The sequence below is a fragment of the Nocardia takedensis NBRC 100417 genome (assembly GCF_000308695.1).
Taxonomy (GTDB): Bacteria; Actinomycetota; Actinomycetes; order Mycobacteriales; family Mycobacteriaceae; genus Nocardia; species Nocardia takedensis.
This window is the reverse complement of the sequence record NZ_BAGG01000020.1, coordinates 1-450: the sequence shown is the minus strand read 5'-3', so window position 1 is coordinate 450 and position 450 is coordinate 1. Positions and strand designations below refer to the sequence as shown.

At 68.2% G+C, this 450-nt stretch carries 2 pseudogenes; both read right to left on the bottom strand.

Going from position 1 to position 450, the window contains the following annotated elements:
- Positions 1–135: pseudogene (locus ON30_RS04955) on the bottom strand (50S ribosomal protein L15); the annotation flags it as partial.
- A gap of 89 nt (positions 136–224) precedes the next feature.
- Positions 225–450, bottom strand: a pseudogene (locus ON30_RS04950) (dihydrofolate synthase); the annotation flags it as partial.

Genomic DNA, 450 nt, shown 5'->3' with positions numbered 1-450 from the left:
GTTCTTGCGCGCCTTGGTGCCCTTGGTACCGCGGCCCGCGGTCTTGCCCTTGGAACCCTCACCGCGACCCACACGGGTCTTCTCGGTCTTGGATCCCGGGGCGGGACGCAGGTGGTGCAGTTTGATGACAGTCATGCTTCTCAGACCTCCTCAACGGTCACGAGGTGGCGCACGACGTTGATCAGCCCACGGTTCTGGGCATTGTCCTGACGGACCACCGACTTGAACAGGGCGCGGGCCGCGCCCGCCGTCACGACCGACCCGGTGACCACCACGCCCGCGCCGGACACCATCTCGCCCGATTCGCCGACCTCCTCGGCGAGGGCGATGGCCGTCTCCAGCGCGTCGGGCAGGGTTTCGGCGGTCACCACGCGTTCGTCGCCGAAGCGCTGCACGGCCAGGTTCGACAAGCTGTCGAGATCCATCGCCCGGGGCGAGCCGTTGGTGGTG